The 21396-nt window shown below is 73.2% G+C and carries 18 protein-coding genes; 10 read left to right on the top strand and 8 right to left on the bottom strand.

What is annotated here, in order from left to right:
• Positions 1 to 106: 106 nt before the first annotated feature.
• The 3 genes from ACQPXG_RS30560 to ACQPXG_RS30550 all read right to left on the bottom strand — a co-directional run bounded on the left by ACQPXG_RS30560 (position 107) and on the right by ACQPXG_RS30550 (position 2769).
• Positions 107 to 1546: an aldehyde dehydrogenase gene (locus ACQPXG_RS30560; RefSeq protein ID WP_433462590.1), complete on the bottom strand. Its 1440-nt coding sequence runs from the start codon at positions 1544 to 1546 to the stop codon at positions 107 to 109.
• Between the two features lie 109 nt (positions 1547 to 1655).
• Positions 1656 to 2090 carry a dCMP deaminase gene (locus ACQPXG_RS30555; protein ID WP_433462589.1) on the bottom strand — a complete coding sequence of 145 codons (435 nt, stop codon included), beginning with the start codon at positions 2088 to 2090 and terminating at the stop codon, positions 1656 to 1658.
• Positions 2083 to 2769, bottom strand: coding sequence for a RibD family protein (locus ACQPXG_RS30550; protein WP_433462588.1), 687 nt, complete (start codon positions 2767 to 2769; stop codon positions 2083 to 2085). Before ACQPXG_RS30550 ends, ACQPXG_RS30555 begins: the two co-directional genes overlap by 8 nt.
• A gap of 118 nt (positions 2770 to 2887) precedes the next feature.
• On the opposite strand from ACQPXG_RS30550, the gene ACQPXG_RS30545 reads away from it, so the two are divergent.
• Both ACQPXG_RS30545 and ACQPXG_RS30540 read left to right on the top strand, forming a co-directional pair.
• Positions 2888 to 4015 carry an exonuclease SbcCD subunit D gene (locus tag ACQPXG_RS30545; RefSeq protein WP_433462587.1) on the top strand — a complete coding sequence of 376 codons (1128 nt, stop codon included), beginning with the start codon at positions 2888 to 2890 and terminating at the stop codon, positions 4013 to 4015.
• Entirely contained in the window at positions 4012 to 7035 is a 3024-nt protein-coding gene (locus ACQPXG_RS30540) for an AAA family ATPase (protein WP_433462586.1), read from the top strand. The genes ACQPXG_RS30545 and ACQPXG_RS30540 overlap by 4 nt, the downstream gene beginning before the upstream one ends.
• Positions 7036 to 7061: 26 nt before the next feature.
• Here ACQPXG_RS30540 and ACQPXG_RS30535 read toward each other — a convergent pair whose 3' ends face one another.
• Both ACQPXG_RS30535 and ACQPXG_RS30530 read right to left on the bottom strand, forming a co-directional pair.
• Positions 7062 to 7430: a PH domain-containing protein gene (locus ACQPXG_RS30535; RefSeq protein WP_433462585.1), complete on the bottom strand. Its 369-nt coding sequence runs from the start codon at positions 7428 to 7430 to the stop codon at positions 7062 to 7064.
• A 47-nt stretch (positions 7431 to 7477) separates the two neighbouring features.
• Positions 7478 to 7930, bottom strand: a complete 453-nt coding sequence (locus ACQPXG_RS30530; RefSeq protein ID WP_433462584.1) for a MarR family winged helix-turn-helix transcriptional regulator — start codon at positions 7928 to 7930, stop codon at positions 7478 to 7480.
• Between the two features lie 103 nt (positions 7931 to 8033).
• On the opposite strand from ACQPXG_RS30530, the gene ACQPXG_RS30525 reads away from it, so the two are divergent.
• The gene (locus ACQPXG_RS30525) at positions 8034 to 9041 is read left to right on the top strand and encodes an SMP-30/gluconolactonase/LRE family protein (RefSeq protein WP_433462583.1); all 1008 of its coding nucleotides are present in this window, start codon (positions 8034 to 8036) and stop codon (positions 9039 to 9041) included.
• 57 nt (positions 9042 to 9098) lie between these two features.
• On the opposite strand, the gene ACQPXG_RS30520 is transcribed toward ACQPXG_RS30525, so the two are convergent.
• The 3 genes from ACQPXG_RS30520 to ACQPXG_RS30510 are packed head-to-tail and all read right to left on the bottom strand — an operon-like array spanning position 9099 to position 11974.
• Positions 9099 to 9893: a citryl-CoA lyase gene (locus ACQPXG_RS30520; protein ID WP_433462582.1), complete on the bottom strand. Its 795-nt coding sequence runs from the start codon at positions 9891 to 9893 to the stop codon at positions 9099 to 9101.
• Entirely contained in the window at positions 9890 to 11107 is a 1218-nt protein-coding gene (locus ACQPXG_RS30515) for a CaiB/BaiF CoA transferase family protein (protein WP_433462581.1), read from the bottom strand. The genes ACQPXG_RS30520 and ACQPXG_RS30515 overlap by 4 nt, the downstream gene beginning before the upstream one ends.
• A gap of 45 nt (positions 11108 to 11152) precedes the next feature.
• On the bottom strand, positions 11153 to 11974 hold the full coding sequence (locus ACQPXG_RS30510) for an IclR family transcriptional regulator (protein WP_433462580.1): 822 nt from the start codon (positions 11972 to 11974) through the stop codon (positions 11153 to 11155).
• A gap of 355 nt (positions 11975 to 12329) precedes the next feature.
• Here ACQPXG_RS30510 and ACQPXG_RS30505 point away from each other — a divergent pair, with 355 nt between their 5' ends.
• From ACQPXG_RS30505 to ACQPXG_RS30475, 7 genes are all read left to right on the top strand, one after another.
• On the top strand, positions 12330 to 13811 hold the full coding sequence (locus ACQPXG_RS30505; protein WP_433462579.1) for an aldehyde dehydrogenase family protein: 1482 nt from the start codon (positions 12330 to 12332) through the stop codon (positions 13809 to 13811).
• The gene (locus ACQPXG_RS30500) at positions 13808 to 14806 is read left to right on the top strand and encodes a zinc-dependent alcohol dehydrogenase (protein WP_433462578.1); all 999 of its coding nucleotides are present in this window, start codon (positions 13808 to 13810) and stop codon (positions 14804 to 14806) included. Before ACQPXG_RS30505 ends, ACQPXG_RS30500 begins: the two co-directional genes overlap by 4 nt.
• A gap of 76 nt (positions 14807 to 14882) precedes the next feature.
• Positions 14883 to 16688 carry a thiamine pyrophosphate-binding protein gene (locus ACQPXG_RS30495; RefSeq protein WP_433462577.1) on the top strand — a complete coding sequence of 602 codons (1806 nt, stop codon included), beginning with the start codon at positions 14883 to 14885 and terminating at the stop codon, positions 16686 to 16688.
• 63 nt (positions 16689 to 16751) lie between these two features.
• On the top strand, positions 16752 to 17909 hold the full coding sequence (locus ACQPXG_RS30490; RefSeq protein ID WP_433462576.1) for an ABC transporter substrate-binding protein: 1158 nt from the start codon (positions 16752 to 16754) through the stop codon (positions 17907 to 17909).
• A 16-nt stretch (positions 17910 to 17925) separates the two neighbouring features.
• A complete protein-coding gene (locus ACQPXG_RS30485; RefSeq protein WP_433462575.1) occupies positions 17926 to 18795 on the top strand; it encodes a branched-chain amino acid ABC transporter permease in 870 nt (289 codons plus the stop codon).
• The gene (locus tag ACQPXG_RS30480) at positions 18792 to 20633 is read left to right on the top strand and encodes a branched-chain amino acid ABC transporter ATP-binding protein/permease (protein WP_433462574.1); all 1842 of its coding nucleotides are present in this window, start codon (positions 18792 to 18794) and stop codon (positions 20631 to 20633) included. Before ACQPXG_RS30485 ends, ACQPXG_RS30480 begins: the two co-directional genes overlap by 4 nt.
• Positions 20630 to 21349 (top strand): ABC transporter ATP-binding protein, encoded by a 720-nt coding sequence (locus tag ACQPXG_RS30475; protein WP_433462573.1) that lies wholly within the window; start codon positions 20630 to 20632, stop codon positions 21347 to 21349. Before ACQPXG_RS30480 ends, ACQPXG_RS30475 begins: the two co-directional genes overlap by 4 nt.
• Positions 21350 to 21396: the final 47 nt, after the last annotated feature.

The following is a 21396-nucleotide window of genomic DNA, read 5'->3' as shown; positions in this document are numbered from 1 at the left end:
GAGCTGCATCGTTCCGGATCACCCGCCCCGATTCACCCGGTTTTCCGTTACCCGCGCGGCCACCGCGCCCCCGGGGTGGAATCGGCGAGGGCGCGGGGCCGGGCCGTCACGCCGGTGCGGGGTGGGGGATGGACTTGTGCTCCAGGTAGGCGCGGATGCCCTCGGGGCCGAGCTCGCGGCCGAGGCCGCTGTTCTTGTAGCCGCCGAACGGCGTGTTCGGGTCGAGCGTGTACATGTTCACGCCGCAGCTGCCGGTGCGGATCCGGCGGGCGACGTCGACGCCGTGGCCGACGTCGGACGTCCACACCGAGCCGCCGAGGCCGTAGTCGCTGTCGTTCGCGATCCTGACGGCGTCGGCCTCGTCCTCGTAGGGGATGAGGACGAGCACCGGCCCGAAGATCTCCTCGCGGGCGATGCGCATGTCGTTGCCGACGTCGCCGAACACGGTCGGGGCGACGTACCAGCCGCGGTCGTGCGGCCGGTTCAGCCCGCCGGTGATCAGCTTGGCGCCCTCGTCCTGGCCGATCCGGATGTAGTTCTCCACGCGTTCCTGCTGCCGCCTGGCGACCAGCGGGCCGATCTCGCTGCCGTAGTCGGCGGGGTCGCCGACGTTCAGGCCGCCGACCATGGTCGCGAGCGCGTCGGCGACCTCGTCGTAGCGGCGGCGGGACGCGAGGATGCGGGTCTGCGCCGCGCACGCCTCGCCGTTGTTCATCAGCGACGCCAGCTTGAAGCCCTCGACGGTGGAGGCGAGGTCGGCGTCGTCCAGGATGATCGCGGCGGACTTGCCGCCGAGTTCGAGGGTGACCCGCTTGAGCTGCTCCCCGCACACCGCGCCGATCTTGCGGCCGGCGGCGGTGGAGCCGGTGAAGGACACCTTGTCGACGTCCGGGTGCGCGACGAGGTACGCGCCGACCTCGCGCCCGGCCGGGACGAAGTTGACGACGCCCTCCGGGATCCCGGCCTCCTTGATCCACTCGGCGAGCAGGTAGGAGTCGAGCGGCGTCTCCGGGGACGGCTTGGCCACCACCGTGCAGCCGGCGATCAGCGCGGGCGCGAGCTTGAGCATCAGGGTGAACTGCGGGACGTTCCACGGGACGATCGCCGCGACGACGCCGACGGGTTCCTGTGTGACCGTGACCGGCCCCAGCATGCCCTGCCGCTCCTCCTCCCACGTGTAGGAGCCGGCGAGGTCCACGTAGTACTGCAGCACCATCTGCGGGATCGCGGACTGCCCGAACACCGAGAACATGATGGGCGACCCCATCTCCGCGGTGACGAGGTCGGCCATCTCCTGCTGCCGCTCGGCGTAGATCGCCGACAGCCGGCCGACGATCCCGGCGCGCTCCGCGGGCGTCATCCGGGGCCAGGGGCCCTCGTCGAACGCGCGCCGCGCCGCCGCGACGGCCGCGTCGATGTCGCCCTCGGTGCCCTCGGGCACCCGCCCGATGACCTCCTCGGTGTGCGGGGAGACGACGTCGATGGTGCCGGTGCCGGCCGGTGCGGTCCACTCGCCGCCGATGAACAGCCGATCGTGCTCGCGCATGCTGCTGTGCCTCCCTGCCCGCCGGGCCGATTCGGGTAACCGAATGCTTGCTTGGGCTCAGCATCGCATGCGGTCCCGGGGCGTTGGCAAGAGCAATGAGACTCGCGTCTCATTTCCCGAGGAGATGGGCGTTGGGTTCGCGGGCCCGGCCGGCCAGTTCCGGCACCTCGACCAGCTCGACCCCCGCCGCCGCGAGGATCTCGGCGCCCTTCCCCGCGGCGAACAGCGCCGGCTCCCGCCACGCGAACACCACGCGGCGGGCGCCCGACGCGACGATCAGCTCCGCGCACGTCCGGGGGCGGGACGCCCGGTGCCCGCACGGTTCGAGCGAGCTGTAGACGGTGGATCCCGTCAGGTCCCGGGCGGTCTTGGCGAGCGCGGCCTCCTCGGCGTGGTCGTGCGGGTCGTGCTCGCGGGAGAAGCCGCGCGCGACCTCCCGGCCGTCCGCGCCGACGACGACCGCGCCAACAGAGAACGCGGTGCTCGAAGGCGGGCACAGGGCCGCCAGATCGCAGGCCAGTTCCAGCCAGCCGAGATCATCCACGCACGTTCCCGATCACGTAGCGGAGCAGGGCCAGGTCGCCGATGCGGGTGGCCTCCTCCAGCCGCATCGGACGCTCCGGCGACTGCGGGAACACCCCGGACCGGACGAACCGCGGCGCGGACGGGTCGCCGATGAAGAACGGCGCCACCACGAGGTGGAGTTCGTCCACCACGTCCGCCGTCAGGAACAGCGTGTGGACGCCGCCGCCGCCCTCGACCATCAGCCGCCGGACGCCCCGCTTCGCGAGGTCGGCGAGCACCGTCCGCAGCGCGAGCGGGTCGCCCGCGTCCACGACCTCGGCGCGGCCCTCCAGCCGGGGCGCCAGCTCGCGGGCCGTGCCGGACGGCGCGTACACGAGCTTCGGCGACTCGCCCGTGGTGAAGAAGCGCGCGCCGGGGTCCAGGCCGCCGCTCCAGGTCAGCGTCACCTTGGTGAGGTCGGCGGGCAGCCCGCGCGCCACCCGCTGCTCCCGCCGCGCCGCGCCGCGGATCAGCAGCCGGGGATCGTCGGCGCGCACGGTCCCGGCGCCGACGAGGATCGCGTCGCAGCCGGCCCGCACCGCGTCGACCCGGTCCCAGTCCGCCGTGCTGGACAGCCGCAGCCGCTCCGGGGTCGCGTCGTCGATGTAGCCGTCGGCGGACATCGCGCAGCTCAGCAGCACATGGGGACGCTCGCTCACGCCGCCACCCTACGGGAGGGCGCAGGCCCGTGACCGCATGGGGTTTCGGAGATCGTTCGGGACGACTCGGCGTTTCTGCGCGGGATGTGTCGGAGGGGGTGCCTATGGTTGCTGCGACATGCGATTCCTGCACACCTCCGACTGGCATCTCGGCAGATCGTTCCACCGCGAGGACCTGCTGGCCGCGCAGGCGGCGTTCGTCGACCACCTGGTCGAGACCGTCACAGCGGAGCGGGTCGACTGCGTGCTGGTCTCCGGGGACGTCTACGACCGCGCGCTGCCCGGCGTGGACGCCGTCCGGCTGTGCGACGAGGCGCTGGCGCGGCTCGCCGCCCGCACCCGGGTCGTGGTCATCGCCGGCAACCACGACTCGGCGCGCCGCCTCGGGTTCGGGTCGGCGCTGATGGACGCGGCCGGCGTGCACGTCCGCACGGACTTCGCGGCCGTGGGGGAGCCGGTCATCGTCGGCGACGCGGCCGTCTACGGCATCCCCTACCTGGAACCCGAACTCGTCCGGCACCCATGGGAGCTGGACGAGCGCAGCCACGCCGCCGCGCTCACCGAGGCCATGCGCCGCGTCCGCGAGGACGCCGCGCGCCGCGCCGAGCGATCTGTCGTCCTCGCCCACGCGTTCGTCACCGGCGGCGAGTCCAGCGAGAGTGAACGCGACATCTCGGTCGGCGGGTCGTCGCTGGTGTCCGCGTCGGTGTTCGAGGGCGTCGACTACGCCGCGCTCGGCCACCTGCACGGCGCCTGGCGCATCACCGACCGGGTCCGCTACTCGGGCTCGCCGCTCGCGTACTCGTTCTCCGAGGAGAAGCACGTCAAAGGCTCCTGGCTCATCGATCTGCGCGAGGACGGCGTCGCGGCGGAGTTCGTGGAGGCGCCCGTCCCGCGCCGCCTCGCCCGGCTGCGCGGCCGCCTCGACGACCTCCTCGGCGACCCGGCCCACGAGGAGCTCGAAGACCGCTGGCTGCAGGTCACGCTCACCGATGCGCGCCGCCCGTCCGCCGCGATGGAACGGCTGCGCCGCCGCTTCCCCCACACGCTCGTCCTCGGCTTCGAGCCCGCGGGCGGCGGGACGGACGGCCCCCGCACCTGGTCCGGGCGCGTCCGCGAACGCTCGGCCCTCGACATCGCGGGCGACTTCGTCGCCGAGGTGACCGACGGCCCCGCCACCGGCGCCGAGCGCGCCCTCCTCCACGAGGCCTTCGAGGCCTGCCGCCACAAGGAGGCGCTCGCTTGAGGCTGCACCGGCTGGAGATCGCGGCGTTCGGGCCGTTCTCGGGGACGGAGGTCATCGACTTCGACGCACTGTCGGACGCCGGGCTGTTCCTCATCCAGGGCCGGACGGGCGCGGGCAAGACGAGCATCCTCGACGCGGTCTGCTTCGCCCTCTACGGGCAGGTGCCCGGCGTCCGGAACGCGGCGAAGGGGCTGCGCAGCGATCACGCCCCGCCCGGCGCCGGGCCGCGCGTCGTGCTGGAGACGACGATCCGGGGCCGCCGGCTGCGCATCACGCGGTCCCCGGCGTGGGAGCGGCCGAAACTGCGCGGCTCCGGGACGACCCTGGAGCACGCGAAGGTCGTTCTGGAGGAGTCCGAGCACGGCGAGTGGATCGGGCTCACCACGCGGCTGGACGAGGCGGGCGACCTGGTGTCGCGGATGCTCGGGATGACCGCCGTCCAGTTCTGCCAGGTGGCGATGCTGCCGCAGGGAGAATTCGCCGGGTTCCTGCGGGCCGGCGCGGACGAGCGCCGCAAGGTGCTGGAGCGCCTCTTCGCCGCCGAGGTGTTCACGCAGGTCGAGAAGTGGCTGGCCGACCGGCGCGCGGCCAACGGCCGGGAGGCCGCCGAGTTCGGCGCCGCCGCGGCGTCGATCGCCGACCGGATCGCCGGGACGACCGGTGCCGCGCCGCCGCGCGGGGAACGTCCGGTCGTGCCCGCTCCGCGCCGCGGCGAGCCCGCCGTGGAGCCGTTCGCCGAGGTGGAGGCGCTGCCCGCGTGGGCCGCCGAACTGGCCGGGGGGCACGAGGACGTCCGCTCGACGGTCGAGGAACTGCGCGCGGGCGTCACCGCGACGCTGCGCGCGGTGCGGGACGCGCTGGACGAGGCGAAGGGGCTCGCCGACCGGCGGCGCCGCCACGCCGAGGCCGTCACCAGGCGGGACGCCCTGGCCGGACGCGCGGAGGAGAAGTCCCGGCTGGCGTCGCGGCTCGACGCCGCCGCCCGTGCCGACCGGGCCGTCCCGCTGGTCAAGGACGTCCAGGTCCGGTACGGGGAGGCGGCCCGGGCGCGCCGCTGGGCCGACGAGACCCGCGCCAGGGTCGCCGCGCTGCTGCCGCCGAAGGCGCCCGAGGACGTCCTCGCCAAGGCCGAACGCGACCGCCGCGACGAGGCCGCGGCGCTGGACGGGCACCGCCGCGCGACGGTTCGGCTCAAGCAGATCGCGGACGAGCGGGCGGAACTCGCCCGCGAACTGACGCGCCTCGAACCCGAGGAGGCCAGGGTCGGCGCGGTGCTCGCCGACCTGCCGGGCATCGTCGCGGCGCGGCAGGCCGAACTCGACGAGGCCAGGGCCGCGGCCGCACGGCTGGCCGGCGCCGAGGCCGCCGCGACCGCCGCGCGCCACCGTTTCGAGGCGGCGCGGCGCCGTGACCAGGTGGAGCACCTGCTCGGCGACGCGGAGGCCGCGCACCGCGACCTGGTCGACGCCGCCCAGGCCGCGCGGCAACGAGTCCTCGACCTTCGCCAGGCGCGTCTCGACGGCATGGCCGCGGTGCTCGCCGGCGAGCTGAAGGACGGCGAACCGTGCCTGGTCTGCGGCGCGACGGAACACCCCGACCCCGTCGCGTCCCTCGCCGTGATCCCGACCGAGGAACAGGTGGACGACGCGCAGGCCGCCGCCGACAGGGCGCAGGCCGGCCGCGAGGAGAGCGGACGGCAGGTGGAGGCGCTCCGCACCGAACGCGACGGCCTCCTTGAGACGGCCGGCGAGGTCCTGGCCGAGTCGCTCGGCGAGGAACTCGCCGAAGCCGATCGGACCGTCCGCGAGACGACGGCGCGCGCCGCGGACGCCGAACGGCTGGAGGAGGCCCTCCACCGGGACGAGCGGGAACTCGCACGGGTCCGGGACGAGCGGGAGGAGATCTCCCTCGCCCTCACCGCGAACCGCACCGAGGACCAGAAGCTCGCCGACGAGCAGGCGAGGCTGTCCGCCGAGCTCGACGATGCGCGAGGTGACGATCCCAGCCTTGAGGCGCGCATCGCACGTCTCGGCAGGGAGGCCGACGCGCTCGCCGAGGCGGTCGAGGCGTCGCGCGCCTCCGGCCGCGCGGACGAGGAGCTGTCCGCCGCACGTGCGAAGGCGAAGCAGGAGGCCGAGGAGCAGGGCTTCGGAACACCCGAGGAGGTCCTCGCGGCCGCGCTGTCCGACGAGGACCAGGGGGAGCTCCGCGACGGGATCCGCCGTCTGGACGACGAGGAGGCGGCGGTCCGCGCGCTTCTCAAGGACCCGGCGCTGGTGGCGGCCGCCGCCGAACCCGAACCCGACCTGGCCGCGCTCGAAGCGTCGGTGCGGGTGGCGGAGGCGGCGCACACCGAGGCCGCGAACGCCGCCGACCGGGCCCGGCACCGCTGCGACCGCCTCGCCGAGCTCCGCGCGGAACTGGACCAGGCCGTCCGCGCGTGGCGTCCGGCCGCCGAACGGCACGCGGTCGCCGAGCGGCTCGCGGGCCTGACCTCGGGCAAGCACGGCGCGAACCGGCACGCGATGTCGCTGTCGGCATACGTGCTGGCGGCCCGCCTGGAACAGGTCGTCGCCGCCGCGAACGAGCGGCTGCACCGCATGTCCGGGGGCCGTTACGCCCTCGTCCACACCACCGAGAAGGCGGCCGGCGACCGCACCAAGGGCGCCGGCGGCCTCGGCCTGCGCGTCGCCGACTCCTGGACGGGCCTCGAACGCGACCCGGTGACCCTGTCCGGCGGCGAGTCGTTCATCACCTCGCTGTCCCTGGCGCTCGGGCTCGCGGACGTCGTCACCGCCGAGGCGGGCGGCACCGAGATCGGCACCCTGTTCGTCGACGAGGGGTTCGGCACGCTCGACGAGGAGACGCTCGACGAGGTCCTGGACGTCCTCGACGGCCTGCGCGACGGCGGCCGGGCGGTCGGCATCGTCAGCCACGTCGCGGAGCTGCGCGCCCGCATCCCCGCGCAGCTCCGCGTCGCCAAGGACCGCGCCGGCTCCACCGCCCGCGTCGTCGTCTGACGGCGGCCCTTCCGGCCGCGACGGGCTCAGCCGGAGATGTACTGCAGGATCACGTTGTGCACGTGGTGGCTCTTGTCGGAGCCGCGGAACTCGATCTCGTAGGTGTGGGTGCCGACGTTGATCGCGATCGACCCGGTGGAGAAGTACGACCCGGCCCACGACTTGTTGCTGACCACGCTCACCGAGGTGATCTTGCAGTAGGGGACGCTGGTGATCGCGTACCTCTTGCCCGCGAAGCTCTTGTCCTGGATGATCACGCGGCGGTCGGTGAGGCCGATGAAACCGGTGCCGGTGCCGACGGCGTCGTAGACGGCGATGATCTGCTCGCCGGGCAGCAGCCCGCTCTCGATCTGCTTGAGCTGCCCCGACCTGTCGTGCTCGACTTCGTTGCCCATGAGCCCTCCCGTGCCGGCGGTGTTCGTCCCGTTCCGTAGTGAGTGTCTCAGCCACCGGGGGCGGACCGCGCGGCATCCAGGAAGCCGACGCACCGGCCCAGCAGCGCGATCAGCGTCTCCCGCTCCGCGTCGGTGAACTCGGCGGCGAGCCCCCGCTCGACCCGGACCGCGCGGGCGTCGGCGTTCTCCAGCACCGCCTCGCCCTCGGCGGTGAGCCGGGTCTCCAGGATGTTGCGGTGCCATTCGTGCGGGGTGCGCTCGATCAGCCCGCGTTCCTGGAGGTTCTTCAGGACGGTGTTCATCGTCGGCGGGGTGACCGCGCACGCGCGGGCCAGCGCGGCCGCCGACATCCCCGGGTGGTCGGCGAGATGGAGCAGCGCCGCGTACTGCGGGACCGTGAGCCCGCTCGGCTTGAGCGCCGCGTGCTTGGCCCCGTTGAGCGCCTGCTCGGCACGCTTGAGGTGGGAGCCGAGCCGCTCCGGGGCGGGCATCGAGGTCATTCCCGCATGGTATCGAGCCGCGAAGAGAAGTCCGTTGACGAGCATTAGAGTTCTAACTATCGTATGAACGCATTCTAAGAATCTAGTTCGAATGGAGACGTTCATGTCGCGCTTCCAGCGCACCACGGCGGCAGCGGCGGCCGCTCTGGCCGTCGCCGTGCTGCCCGCGTCCGCGGCCCTGGCCTCGCCCTCCGGCGCCTCGCCGACGACCGCGTCGCACGCGCGGATCTCCACGGCCTATGTCCTTCCGGGAGACCGCGTGTACCCGGAGGGGATCGCCGCCGACCCCCGGAGCGGCACGATGTACGCCGGTTCCTTCGCGGACGGCACCGTCTACCGGATGCGGCCCGGCCACCGGGTGGCCGAGGTCTTCCTCCCGGCGGGCGCGGACGGCCGCCACACCGCCAACGGCCTGAAGGTCGACCGGGCGGGACGGCTCTGGGTGATCGACTCCTCGTCCGGCGTCGCGGTCTACGACGCGCGGAGCCGCCGCCTCCTGGCGCGGTTCACCGTCCCGGGCGACGGCGCCCGGTTCGTCAACGACCTCGCCATCGCCCCGGACGGCACCGCCTACCTGACCGACAGCGCCCGCGCGGTCGTCTACCAGGTCACGCCGGACGACCTGGCGAAGGCCCGGGGTGGGCACGGCACGCTGACCGCCCGGTTCGACCTGGACGGTGTCCTCGAACCGCACAAGCCGGGCGACTTCACCCTGAACGGGATCGCCGCCGACCCCGCCGGCCGGTTCGTCCTGACGGACGACATGCTCGGCGGCGATCTCTACCGGTTGGACATCGGCACCGGCGCGATCCGGAAGGTCGCCCTGGCCGGGGGCGACATGCACAACGCCGACGGGCTCGAACTCCAGAACGGGCGGATCTGGACGGCCGACAACGTCGACAACGTCCTCACCCGCTGGCGAGTCGCGCGCGACGGAACGCGGGCCCGCCTTGAGCGCACACTGGCGGACCCGTCCCTCCAGGTCCCGACGACGCTCGTCCGCCGCGACGGGACGCTCTACGTGGTCCGCTCGCAGTTCGACAAGGGCGGCCCGCTCGGCGACGGCACCCCGGAGATCCCGTTCACCGTCGCCGCCGTCCAGGGGCTCTGAAGAGCGGAGCGAACCGGGGGGTGTGGGGGTCGTCCCCCCACAGGCGGCTCTGATCCATCAGGACGGCGGACGGTAGGCGGGCAGGACCGAGCGCGGTACCGGTCCCTTGTTGCGCCGGCCGCTCTGGGTCTCCTCCCAGGCGTGCGCGAGGATGCCGATGCTGCGGCTCAGCACGAACAGGCCGCGGGCCAGGGGGGCGGGGAAGCCGAGTTCGGCGTAGACGATGGCGGTGGCGCCGTCGATGTTCATCGGCACCGGCCTCTCCCGCCCCCGGGCCAGGTACGCCTCCACCGCCAGGCCGGCGCGCAGGTGTCCGCCCGGGACGACACCGTCCCGGGCGGCCTCCTCCACCAGGGACAGCAGCGGGTCCCGGCGCGGGTCCACCGGGTGGAACCGGTGGCCGAACCCGGGCAGGTAGCGGGGCCAGGCCGCGACGACCTCCGCCGTCGCGGTGTCCAGCCCGGCCCCGGCGGCCTCCCGTTCGAGGATCTCGTCCAGCAGCCGGACGCACTGCTCTCCGGCGCCGCCATGGGAGTCGCCCAGGGTGTTCACCGCGCTGGCGACGGCGCCGTTGAGCCCGATGCCGCAGGTGGCGGCCATCCGCGCGACGGCGATCGAGGGCGCCTGCGGGCCGTGGTCGACGGCGGCGACGAGCGCCGCCTCGAGCAGCGCCGCCTGCCGGGGCGAGGGCGGGTCGCCGCGCAGCATCAGCCAGATCATGGAGGTGAGGCCGGTGGTGCCGATGAGCTCCTGGACCGGACGCCCCCGCAGCTCGATCACACCGGGCTCCATGCGGCTGATGCCGGTGGCCCACCACTCGCCGACGGCTCCCGTCGGATCGACGTCGCTCACGGGGTCTCCCGCCGCGTGCCGTTCATGACGGCGTCGTCCTCCCGGTCGTTCCAGCGGGCCGTGAGGGCCTCCCTTTCGCCGTTCTGCTGGCCGAGCAGCGGGGGAGGGGCGGCCGGCCGCAGCGCCTCGCCGTCGTGCAGGACCCCGCTGCCCGCGACCCGGAGGACGCGCCCGGACCCGTCCGGGAACGGGAGATCGGTGAAGAAGCCGCGGTGGCCGAGCTGTTCGAGCCGGACGGCCTGCGGGACGTCGGTGACCCGGGCGGCGGGGACCCCGGCCGCGCCGAGGAGTTCCTCCCATTCCGCGGCGGTGCGGCGGCGCAGCGCGCGGTTCAGCTCGTCCGTCAGCTCGTCGCGGTGCAGCTTGCGCGCCTCCCGGTCGGCGAACCGGGGGTCGTCGAGGAGATCGCGCCGGTCGAGGAGGCCGCAGAGCGTCTCGAACTGCCGCTGCCGGTTGGCGGCGATGTTCAGCGGCCCGTCGGCGGCCTCGAACGTGCCGGACGGCGCGGCGGTGGCGTTCTGGGTCCCCATCGGCTCGGGCGCGACCCCGCTGACCAGGTAGTTGGAGACCGCCCAGCCCATCGCCGAGACGGCCGCCTCCAGCATGGACACGTCCAGGAACGTCCCCCCGCCGGTGCGGGACCGGCCGGCCAGCGCCGCCGCGATGTGCAGCGCGGCGGCCAGCCCCCCGATCGTGTCGCAGACGGGGAAGCCGACGCGCAGCGGGGCGGTCTCCTTGGTCCCGGTGACGCTCATCATCCCGGACAGCCCCTGGATGATCTGGTCGTAGGCGGGCGCCTGGCTCATCGGGCCGGTCTGCCCGAACCCGGAGATGGCGCAGTAGACCAGCCGCGGGTTCAGCTCCCGCAGCCGCGGCCACCCGAAGCCGAGCCGGTCGAGGACGCCGGCCCGGAAGTTCTCCAGCAGCACGTCCGCCCCGCGGACCATCGCCGCGAACCCGGCCCGGCCGTCGGCGTCCTTGAGGTCGAGCTCGACCGACTTCTTCCCCGCGTTCTGGGCGAGGAACGAGGCGCCGAGGCCGTCGCGGTTCAGCTCGGCGTCCGGGCCGAGCCGCCGGGCGAGGTCGCCATGGCCGGGCACCTCGATCTTGACGACCTCGGCCCCGAGCAGCATCAGCTGGTAGCTGCAGTACGGCCCGGCGAGGACGTTGGTGAGGTCGAGGACCCGGATGCCGCTGAGCGGTCGCTCCTGCATGCGCGTGCTCCTTCCGCCCCGCCGCGCGGACGCCGGGGCGATTGGTCAGTGCGTGGGGCTGAGCGGGTGGTCGAAGCCGCGTTCGGACATCTCCCGGGCGACCTGCCGCAGGTCCTCGGCGAACTCCCGGACGACGTCGTCGGGGAACCGGACGGTGGGGCCGCTGAGCGACAGCGCCGCGACGACCGCGCCCGAGCGGCCGATGACGGGGACGGCGACGGCGGACAGGCCGTCCTCGCGCTCGCCGTGGCTGACCGCCCAGCCCTGATGGGCGGCCTCGTCGATCCACTCCCGGAGTCTCTTGACGTGGCCTTCTCCGTAGGGGGAGCTGAGGGCGACGCGCCGCAGCAGCGAGTCGGGGGCGTCCCTCAGCAGTGCCTTGGACGACGCGCCCGCCCACAGGGGGAGCTCGTCCCCGACGTGCACGACGTGGCGGAGCGGCTGCGGGCTCTCCTGCTGGGCGACGCAGACCCGGTAGATGTCGCGGAGCATGTAGAGGTTCACCGTCTCGCGGCGGCGCGCGCCCAGGTCCCGCATGGCCTTGCGGGTCTCGGGCGGCAGCTCCCAGCTGCTGCGGGCCAGGTGCGCCCAGCGCCAGAGGCCGGGGCCGGGCAGGTAGCCGTTGGGCGCGGCCCACAGCAGGCCGTTCTGCTCCAGAGTCTGGACGAGCCGGATCACCGTCGTCTTCGCCAGGCCGGTCGCCTCGACGATGTCCCGGACGGACACGACGGGACGTTCCTCGCTCAGCAGTGACATGATCTCGATGGCGCGCTGAACACTGCGAACGCCCTGCGCGTCGCCTGCGGGCGGGGCGCCCGGGACCTCGGCCGGCCCGGAACGGGCCTCCGGCCGCTTCGCTGGACTCACTGGTCTTCGCTCTCCCCGCTCTCGTGCTCGGACGGCTGCGGTCCGTACGTTACACGCAGTCCACACAGTGGTCTAGTTGGACCGTCAGTCGGTTCATCATCGTCTCCCGGCGGGAAATCCGGCCCGTCCCCTTCCCTCGATCCACCCGGTCGCCTATAACTAACTCACTGGTTCGAACATTAGAGACGCGGTCGGATCCGGGGAGGTGGCCGGGCATGCGCGAGAGTCACGCCCGCGGCCCGGTCGCGACTTTTCCGGCGGCGGGCCCTTGTCAGCGTCCCGAACCGCCCCGTACGTTGACTCGCAGTCCATATGACGGAACTTGTAGACCGCTGAGTGGTCCAGGAGGGGCTTGATGCTGGAAGCCTTGCTCGCATCCGCATCCGAGGTCAGACCGGTTGACGCGGCGGCACTCATCGGTGGCCGATGGGTCATGGATGGTCCGCAGAGTGAACGAGTTGGACCGTATTTGCGACGTCCGGTGAGCCGGGCGCCGGCCGCTTCCACCGGGGACGTGGCGGCCGTCCGCGCCTTCGCGCGCTCCTCGGCCCGCGTAGTGGGACGCCTGGCCCCCGCCGTCCGGGCGGAGGTGCTGGAGCGCGCCTCCGCCGCCGCGTCCGCGAACCGCGACGGCCTGGCCCGCCTGCTCGCCCTCGAACTGGGCAAACCCGTCAAGGACGGGCGCGGGGAGATCGACCGCGTCGCCGACACGTTCGCCGTCTGCGCGGCCGAAGCGCGGCGGATCGGCGGGGAGACGCTTCCGGTCGCGGGATGGGCCCGGGGCGTCGGCGACACCGCCTTCACCTACCGGGCACCGGCGGGCGTCGCGCTCGCCGTCACGCCGTTCAACGCCCCCGCCAACCTGCTGGCCCACAAGCTGGGCGCCTCGTTCGCGGCCGGCAACACCACGATCGTCAAGGCGCCGCCGCAGGCCCCCGCGACCTCGGCCGCCGTCGTGGCGCTGCTGACCGAGGCCGGGATGCCGTTCGAGGCCGTCCAGCTGCTGCACGGGGACGGTTCGGTCGGCGCGGCCCTGTGCGCGGCCGACGAGGTCGCCGTCATCAGCTTCACCGGCGGCGCCGCCACCGGCGCCGCGGTCGCCCGCGCGGCGGGCGCGAAGCGCCTGGTCCTGGAGCTGGGCGGCAACGCCGCGACGATCGTGTGCGAGGACGCCGACATCGCCGAGGCGGCCCGCGTCTGCGCCCGCACCGGATACAGCAACTCCGGCCAGAGCTGCATCTCCGTCCAGCGCGTCTACGTGCAGCGCTCCCGGTTCTCCGAGTTCCTGGACCTGTTCGCCGGGCACGTCGCCGCCCTCAGGGTCGGCGACCCCCTCGACCCGGACACCGACGTCGGCTCGATGGTCGACGAGGACGCCGCCGAGCGGGTCGTGCGCTGGAGCGCGGAGGCCGCGGCGGCTGGGGGACGCGTCGTCCTCGGCGGGAAGCGGGACGGTGCCACCGCCGCGCCGACCATCGTGGCCGACCCGCCCGCCGGCGCCTCGGTCGTCACCGAGGAGGTCTTCGGGGCGCTCGTCGCGGTCCTGCCGTTCGACGACCTCACCGAAGTGATCGAGCACTGCAACGAGAGCCGCTACGGCCTCCAGGCCGGCCTGTTCACCCGCGACCTCGACCGGATCGTCACCGCCTGGCGGGACCTGGACGTCGGCGGGCTCGTCGTCAACGGCTCCTCCAACCACCGGCTCGACCACGTCCCGTTCGGCGGGGTGAAGGACTCCGGCTTCGGACGGGAGTCGCCGCGCTGCATGATCGAGGACTTCACGGTCGTGAAGACGATGATCCTTCGCGGCACCTCCCTCTGGGGAGCGCGCGCATGAGGGCCGTCACGCTGGTCTCACCGGACAAGGTGGCGGTCGTCGACGACTGGCCCGAGCCGTCCTGCGGACCCGGCGACGTCATCGTCGGGGTGCACGGCGTCGGCCTGTGCGGCTCCGACATGGCGGTGGTCTCCGGGCGCCGCAAGGTGCCGGTGCTGCCGTGGGTGCTCGGGCACGAGGCGTTCGGTGTCATCCTCGCCGCGGGCCCCGGCGTCACCGACCGGGTGCCCGGGCAGCGGGTGGTCGTCGAGCCCAACTACGCGTGCCTGGCCTGCGAGCCGTGCCGGTCGGGCGCCACCGCCGGGTGCCGCAACCGGCGGGTCGTCGGGATCTCCGAGCCCGGCCTGCTGGCGGAGCGCGTCGCGGTGCCCGCCCGCTTCACCTGGCCCGTCCCCGAGCTGTGGGAGGACGCCGACGTCGTCTGCGTCGAGCCGTTCACCGTCGCGCTCAACGCGGTCCGGATGAGCGGGCTCGGCGACGGGGACCGCTGCCTCGTCGTCGGCGCCGGCTCCCAGGGGCTCCTTGTGTCGCTGGCCGTGCTGCACGCCGGGGGCGTGCCCTTCGTGACCGAGCCTCATCCCGGACGCAGGGAGCTCGCCCTCCAGATGGGGGCCGAGGACGCCGCCCCGCTGCCGGACGAGGCGACGTTCCCGGTCGTGATCGAGACCTCCGGTGTGCCCGAGGCGTTCGAACGCGCCGTGGAACGCACCGCAGACGGCGGCACCCTGATCGTGGTCGGGCAGAACCCCCGCCCCGCCCGCCTTTCCACCTTCGCCCTCGTGCAGCGGCGGCTGACCCTGCGCGGATGCCTCATCTACGACCACCCCGCCGGGTTCGCCCACACGCTCGCGACGCTTCGCAAGCACGATCTGCGGCCCGGCCGCGTGCTGCGCGAGCGCTTCGAGCTGGCGCAGGCGCCGGACGCTTTCGCGCGCGCCGCCGCCGTCGCCGGCAAGACCTGGATCAGCCTGCCCAGAGCAGAGGAGACGGCCTGATGACCGCAGCGAAGCGAGGATCTTCGGGCCGTCCGCCCGGGGGTCTGGGGGTCGTCCCCCAGGAAGGTACGGCCCCATGACCGTGGACGCCCGGCCCCGCACCGGCCCCGCGCCGGACGAGGCCGCGCCGGTACCGGCCGCCGAGGCGCTCGTCCGCCGCCTTGAGGCCTACGGCGTCGAGTACGTCTTCGGCACCTGCGGGCACACCAACATCGCGCTGCTGGACGCGCTCGGCCGCAGCCCCGTCGAGTTCGTCATCGCCCGGCACGAGCAGGCGGCCGCGCACGCCGCCGACGGCTACGCGCGCGCCTCCGGCCGGCCCGGGGTGCTCCTGCTGCACGTCGGGCCGGGGATGATGAACGCCGTCACCGGGGTGGCGACCGCCGCGATGGACTCGGTACCGCTCGTCGCGATCTCCGGCGACGTCCCGTCCTACTTCCACGGCCGCCACCCGCACCAGGAGGTCAACCTCCACGCGGACGCCGACCAGACCGCCGTCTACCGGCCGTTCGTCAAGCGGGCGTGGCACGTGCACCGCGCCGAGGACCTGACCCGGTTCACCGAACGCGCCTTCTGGACCGCCACGTCCGGGCGCCCCGGCGCCGTGCTCCTCAACGTCCCGATGGACCTGTTCTCCCGGCCGGTCGTCCCGGACCACCGCCCGCTGCCCGCCAGCGCGGCGGCCCCCGACCTGCCGGCGCCGGTGGCCGGACGCATCGCGGGCATGCTCGCCGACGCCGAACGGCCGCTGGTCTACCTCGGCGGCGGGCTCCGCGAAGGGGCCGGACGCGACGCGCTGCTCGCGCTCGCCGAGCACCTGGACATCCCGATCGTGCACTCGCTGATGGCCAAGGGCGCCGTCCCCGACGACCATCCGCTCCTGCTCGGCATGCCCGGATTCTGGGGACTGGAGGCGACCAACGAGTACACCCGCGGCGCCGACGTCGTCCTCGCCCTGGCGACCCGGTTCGCCGAGACCGACGCCAGCTCGTGGGACGAACGCCACACCTGGAACCTCGGCGCCGGCCCCGGGTCCGGGCGGCTCGTCCAGATCGACATCGACGCCGCCGAGATCGGCCGCAACTACCCGGTGGAGATCGGCGCCGTCGCCGACGTGACGCTCGCGGTTCAGGCCATCGAGAGGGCGGTGCGCGAAGTCCACCCCGACCCGGTCGGCCGTCCCGCCCTCCGCGAGCGGATCCGTGCCGCCCGCACCGGCCTGTTCGCCGGGAGCCGCGAACGGGGCCGCGCCGACGACTTCCCCCTGCGGCCGGAGCGCATCCTCGCCGACCTGCGAGACGCCCTCCCCGCGGACGCGGTGCTGGTCACCGACGTCGGATGGAACAAGAACGGCGTCGCCCGGTGCTACGAGCTGCCCGCCGAAGGGCGCTTCATCACCCCCGGAGGCGCCTCGACGATGGGCTTCGGCCCCGCCGCCGCGGTCGGCGTCCAGATCGCTCAGCCGGACCGGGTCGTCGTCGCGCTCGTCGGTGACGGAGGCATGAGCGCGCAGCTCCCGGCCGTGCCGATGGCCGTCGAGCGGGGCCTGCCGGTGATCTTCGTGGTGATGAACAACCGCGCGCACGGCACGATCGCCGACCTGCAGTCCGCCAACTTCGGCGCGAGCTACGGATGCGAGTTCCGCGATCCCGCCGGACGCCCCTACAGCCCCGACTTCGCCGCCTTCGCCAGGGCGTGCGGAGCCGACGGATACGACGTCCCGGCGCCGGCGGACCTGCCGCGGGCGCTGCGGTCGGCGACGGCCGGGCGGCGACCCGCCGTGCTGGACGTGCCCATGGTCAATGAGCCGGTGCCGACACCCGGGCACTGGAACATCAACGACATCTACCAGGGTGTCTTCCCGGAACGGGGGACGCGATGACCCGCGTGCCCGCCTCCCTCCGACACCGCCCGCCCCGTTGTTCCACCCCCCCGAGGTGACATCATGCGAAACCGTTCCAGACTCCGCCTGCCCGCGCTCGCCGCCGGCGTGCTCGCCGCCGTCCTCGCCGCGGGCTGCGCCGCCCCCGGCGAGTCGGACGACTCCGGCTCCGGCGGCACCGGCCCCATCAAGATCGCCCTGGTCGACGCGCAGAGCGGCCAGCTCAGCTCGCTCGGCAAGTGGGAGCACAAGGGCGCCAAGCTCGCCGTCGACGAGTGGAACAAGGCCGGCGGGATCAACGGCCGGACGGTCCGCCTCGACGTGTTCGACGACCAGGGCGACCCGACCGTCGGCACCAACCTCGCCCGCAAGATCGACAGCCAGGGCTACATCGCGATGCTCGGCACCGCGGAGAGCGCCGTCACGATCGCGATGGCGCCCACGCTGCGGACGGCCGAGATCCCCAACATCGCGTCCGGCCAGTCGCCGGGGATGGTGGCGCTGAAGAGCCCGTTCCTGTTCCTCAACGGGCCGACCAGCACCACCTACGACGAGACGCTCGCCAAGTACGTCGTCGACGGAAAGAAGCTCAAGAAGATCGCGATGATCACCAACAACGGCGCGTACGGGAAGGGCGAGCACGACGCCTTCCTCAAGGCGCTGTCGGACCGGGGCGTCAAGCCGGTCGCCGACCAGGTCGTCACCACCGACCAGAAGGACTTCAGCGCGCAGCTCACCAAGATCCGGCAGAAGTCGCCCGAGGTCGTCTTCCTCGGCGCCGAGGAGGTCGAGTCCGGGCTGATCGTCAAGCAGGCCCGCGACCTCGGCATCGACGCGCCGTTCGCCGGCGCAGCCCCCCAGGGCACCCCGGTCTACCTCGACACCGCGGGCGCGCGGAACGCCGAGGGCACGATCGTCAGCTCGCCCTACCTCGGCAACGACATCAGCGACGCGTCCAAGAAGTTCGCCGCCGCCTACAAGGCCGCCTACGGCGAGGACGCCGAGATGCACGGCGCCAAGGCCTACGACGGCGCGCAGATCCTGCTCACGGCGCTGAAGAACTCGGGCGTCGCGAAGGGCAGGAAGCTGGCCGACGCGATCAGGGCGGTGAAGTACCAGGGGCTGCTCGGCAACTTCGCCTACGACGAGACCGGGGTCGGCATCAAGACCACCTCCATCGGAATCATCAGGAACGGGAAGCTCGTCAAGGCCGGCGGCTGACCGGGGAGGCGGAACGATGCAGGTCTTCCTTCAGACGCTGATAGGCGGGCTGAGCCTCGGCGCGATCTACGCCCTGGTCGCGATGGGGTTCTCCCTCGTCTACCGCACCATGGGGCTGGTCAACTTCGCGCACGCCGACGTGCTCATGATCGGCGCCTATGCCGCGTCCACCTTCTACATGTCCACCAAACTGCCGTTCGCGGTGGCGATGGCGCTCGCGATCGCGGTGACCGGGCTCATCGGCCTGTTCATCGAGCGGGTGCTGCGCCCGCTGGAGAACAAGGACTTCACGCTGATGCTGATCGGCACGATCGGCTTCGGGATGGTCCTGCAGGCGGTCGCCGTCCTGATCTGGGGCGCGACCGGGCGCGCCGTGTCGTCCCCGGTGGGCGGCGCCCCGCTGGAGTTCGCCGGGCTGCGGGTCCGCACCTACGACCTGGTCGTCCTCGCCATCGCCGCGGTCGCGGTCGTGCTGCTGGCCGGTTTCCTGCAGCGCACCAAGATGGGCGCCGCCATGCAGGCGGTCGCGATGGACCACGAGGCGGCCACCGCCGTCGGCATCCACGTCGGCCGCAGCAACGCCATCGCGTTCGCCATCGGCGCGGGGCTCGCCGCGCTGGCGGGCGGGCTGGTCGGCCCGCTGCTGTACGTGAACCCGACGATGGGCGGGACGATCGGGATCAAGGGGTTCGCGGCCGCCATGCTCGGCGGCTGCGGCAACATCCCGGGCGCCATCGCGGGCGGCTTCGCCATCGGGATCCTGGACTCCTTCGCCGCCGGGCACTTCCAGGGCTACTCCGAGCTGGTCGTGTTCCTGGTGTTCACGGTGGCGATCATGATCCGGCCGACCGGGCTGTTCGGCGAGATGACGGTGAGCCGCGCATGACGGACCTGCTCAGGCATCCCCGCACCCCGCGGCTCGGCGGGATCGCGGTGCTCGTCGCCGCGGCCTGGATCCTGCCGTACCAGGTCGGGAGCTACGCGATCCACGTCGTCAACATCGCGCTGGTGTTCGCGCTGCTGGCGATAGGGATGGGCCTCGCCATGGGCATCGCGGGCCAGATCAACCTCGCGCAGGTCGCCTTCTTCGGGGTGAGCGCCTACGCGACCGCGATCCTCACCACCCACAACGGGCTCGGGTTCTGGCCGGCCGCCGCGCTGGCGATGCTGGCGTCCGCGGTGATCGGCCTGCTCGTCGGCGTCCCGGCGCTGCGCATGCAGTCGCACTACCTCGGCATCGTCACGCTCGGGCTCGCGCTCGGGTTCATCAACTGGACGACGAACGCCGAGATCGCCGGCGGCGCCGAGGGCATCTCGGCCATCCCCGTCCCGCCGATGTTCGGCATCGACCTGTCCAGCGAGTACCTCTACTACTACCTGGAAGTGGTGGTGTTCGCGCTTGCGCTGGTGTTCGGGCGGTTCGTCGTCCGGACCGGCCTCGGCCGGCGGATGATGGCGATGCGCGACGACCCGCTGGCCGCGGGCGCGGTGGGGGCGGAGATCCCGCTGCTGCGGATGACCGCGTTCATGCTGTCCAGCGTGTTCGGCGGCCTCGCCGGTGTGCTGTACGTGGGCCTGATCCGCTACATCGCGCCGGACACCTTCAACATCGCCAACATGTTCCTGCTGCTGGCGATGGTCGTCATCGGCGGCCGGCAGAGCCTGGTCGGCTGCGTCGTCGGCGCGGTCGGCCTCACGCTGATCCGCGAGCAGCTGGTGGACCATCCCACCTACGCGCAGCTCGGTTTCGGCGTGGTCGTGGTGCTCATGGTGGTCTTCGCGCCGACCGGCCTGGCGGGCGTGCCCGCCCGGCTGAAGGCCGTCGTCGACCGGCGCCGCGGCAGGTCCGCCGACCGCGCCGCGCTCGGCCCGTTCCGGCCGTACGAACCCGGCGGGGACGCTGGGACAGAGAAGGACACGACGCCGATGCTGGAGATCGAGGACGTCTCCAAGCAGTTCCGCGGGCTGAAGGCGCTCAAGGACGTCTCCCTCACCGTGGAACGCGGCGAGATCAGGGGCATCGTCGGTCCCAACGGCTCGGGCAAGACGACCCTGTTCAACGTCATCAGCGGCTTCTACAAGGCGTCCGGCGGGCGGGTGCTCATGGACGGCCGGGTCATCTCGGGCTGCCGCCCGTACCGGCTGTCGATGCTCGGCCTGGCCCGCACGTTCCAGAACCTCCGCCTGTTCGGGGAGCTGTCCGTCCGCGACAACCTGCTCGTCGCGCTGGACCGGTCGCGCACCCGCGCCATCTGGCGGTACGTGCTGTGGCCGGTCGGCGTCTGGCGGCAGGAGCACCGGCTGCACCGGCAGGCGGACGACCTGCTCGGCCGCTTCGGGCTCGGCGAGTTCGCCGGGGCGCCGCCGGGCTCGCTGCCCTACGGCATCCAGCGCCGCATCGAGATCGCCCGCGCCATGGCCGGTTCGCCTCGGCTGCTGCTGCTGGACGAGCCGGCGGCCGGGCTGAACGGTGAGGAGGTCCGCCAGCTCTCCGAGATCGTCCGGTCCATCCGCGACAGCGGCGTCACCGTCGTGCTCATCGAGCACAACATGGGCCTGGTCATGTCGCTGTGCGAGCGGGTCACCGTGCTGGCGGGCGGCAGCGTGATCGCCGAGGGGGCGCCCGCCGAGGTGGCCGGCGACCACGCCGTGATCGAGGCGTACCTCGGCGACTCGGCGATGGCCGGCATGCCGCTGCCGGACACCTCGGAGGTGAGCCGATGAAGGCGGGAACCCTCATGGTGGAGGACCTCTCCGTCCACTACGGGGGCGTCTGCGCGGTCAGGTCGATCGGGTTCACGGTGGCGCCGGGGCAGTCGGTCGGGATCATCGGTGCGAACGGGGCGGGCAAGACGTCCACGCTCAAGGCGCTGATGGGGCTGGTGCCGCGCAGCGGCGGCCGGATCCGGTTCGGCGACACCGACCTGACCAAGGTCAAGGCGCGCGACGTGGTGCGGCACGGGATCGGCTATGTCCCGGAGGGGCGGCACGTCTTCCCCGGCCTCACCGTCGAGAAGAACCTGATGCTCGGCGCGTACGCCCGGTCGTGGCGTGGCGACGGCACCGGGGAGGCGCTCGCCGAGGTGTACGAGCTGTTCCCCGTGCTGAAGGAGATGCGGTCCCGGCTCGCCGGGGCGCTGTCCGGCGGGCAGCAGCAGATGCTGGCCGTCGGCCGGGCGCTGATGTCACGGCCCCGCCTGATCCTGCTGGACGAGCCGTCCATGGGGCTGTCGCCGAAGCTCGTCGAGGACATCCTCGCCGTCCTGGTGCGGCTGCGCGAGGAGGGGCTCAGCCTGCTGCTCGTCGAGCAGAACGCCAAGCTGACGTTCGAGGCGACGAGCGACTGCGTGGTCATGGAGAACGGCGAGGTCGCCATGACCGGGACCTCTCCGGAACTGCGCGAGGACGTCCAGGTCAGGCGCATCTACCTGGGCCTGTAGCGGGGGCCTGTAGCGGGGGCCTGTAGCGGGCGGCGCCGCCCCGCTAC

It is taken from the genome of Spirillospora sp. CA-128828 (assembly GCF_050945415.1).
In the GTDB taxonomy this organism is placed as follows: domain Bacteria; phylum Actinomycetota; class Actinomycetes; order Streptosporangiales; family Streptosporangiaceae; genus Spirillospora.
Note: the sequence above shows the minus strand (reverse complement) of the source record. Positions and strands in the feature narration are given on the sequence as shown.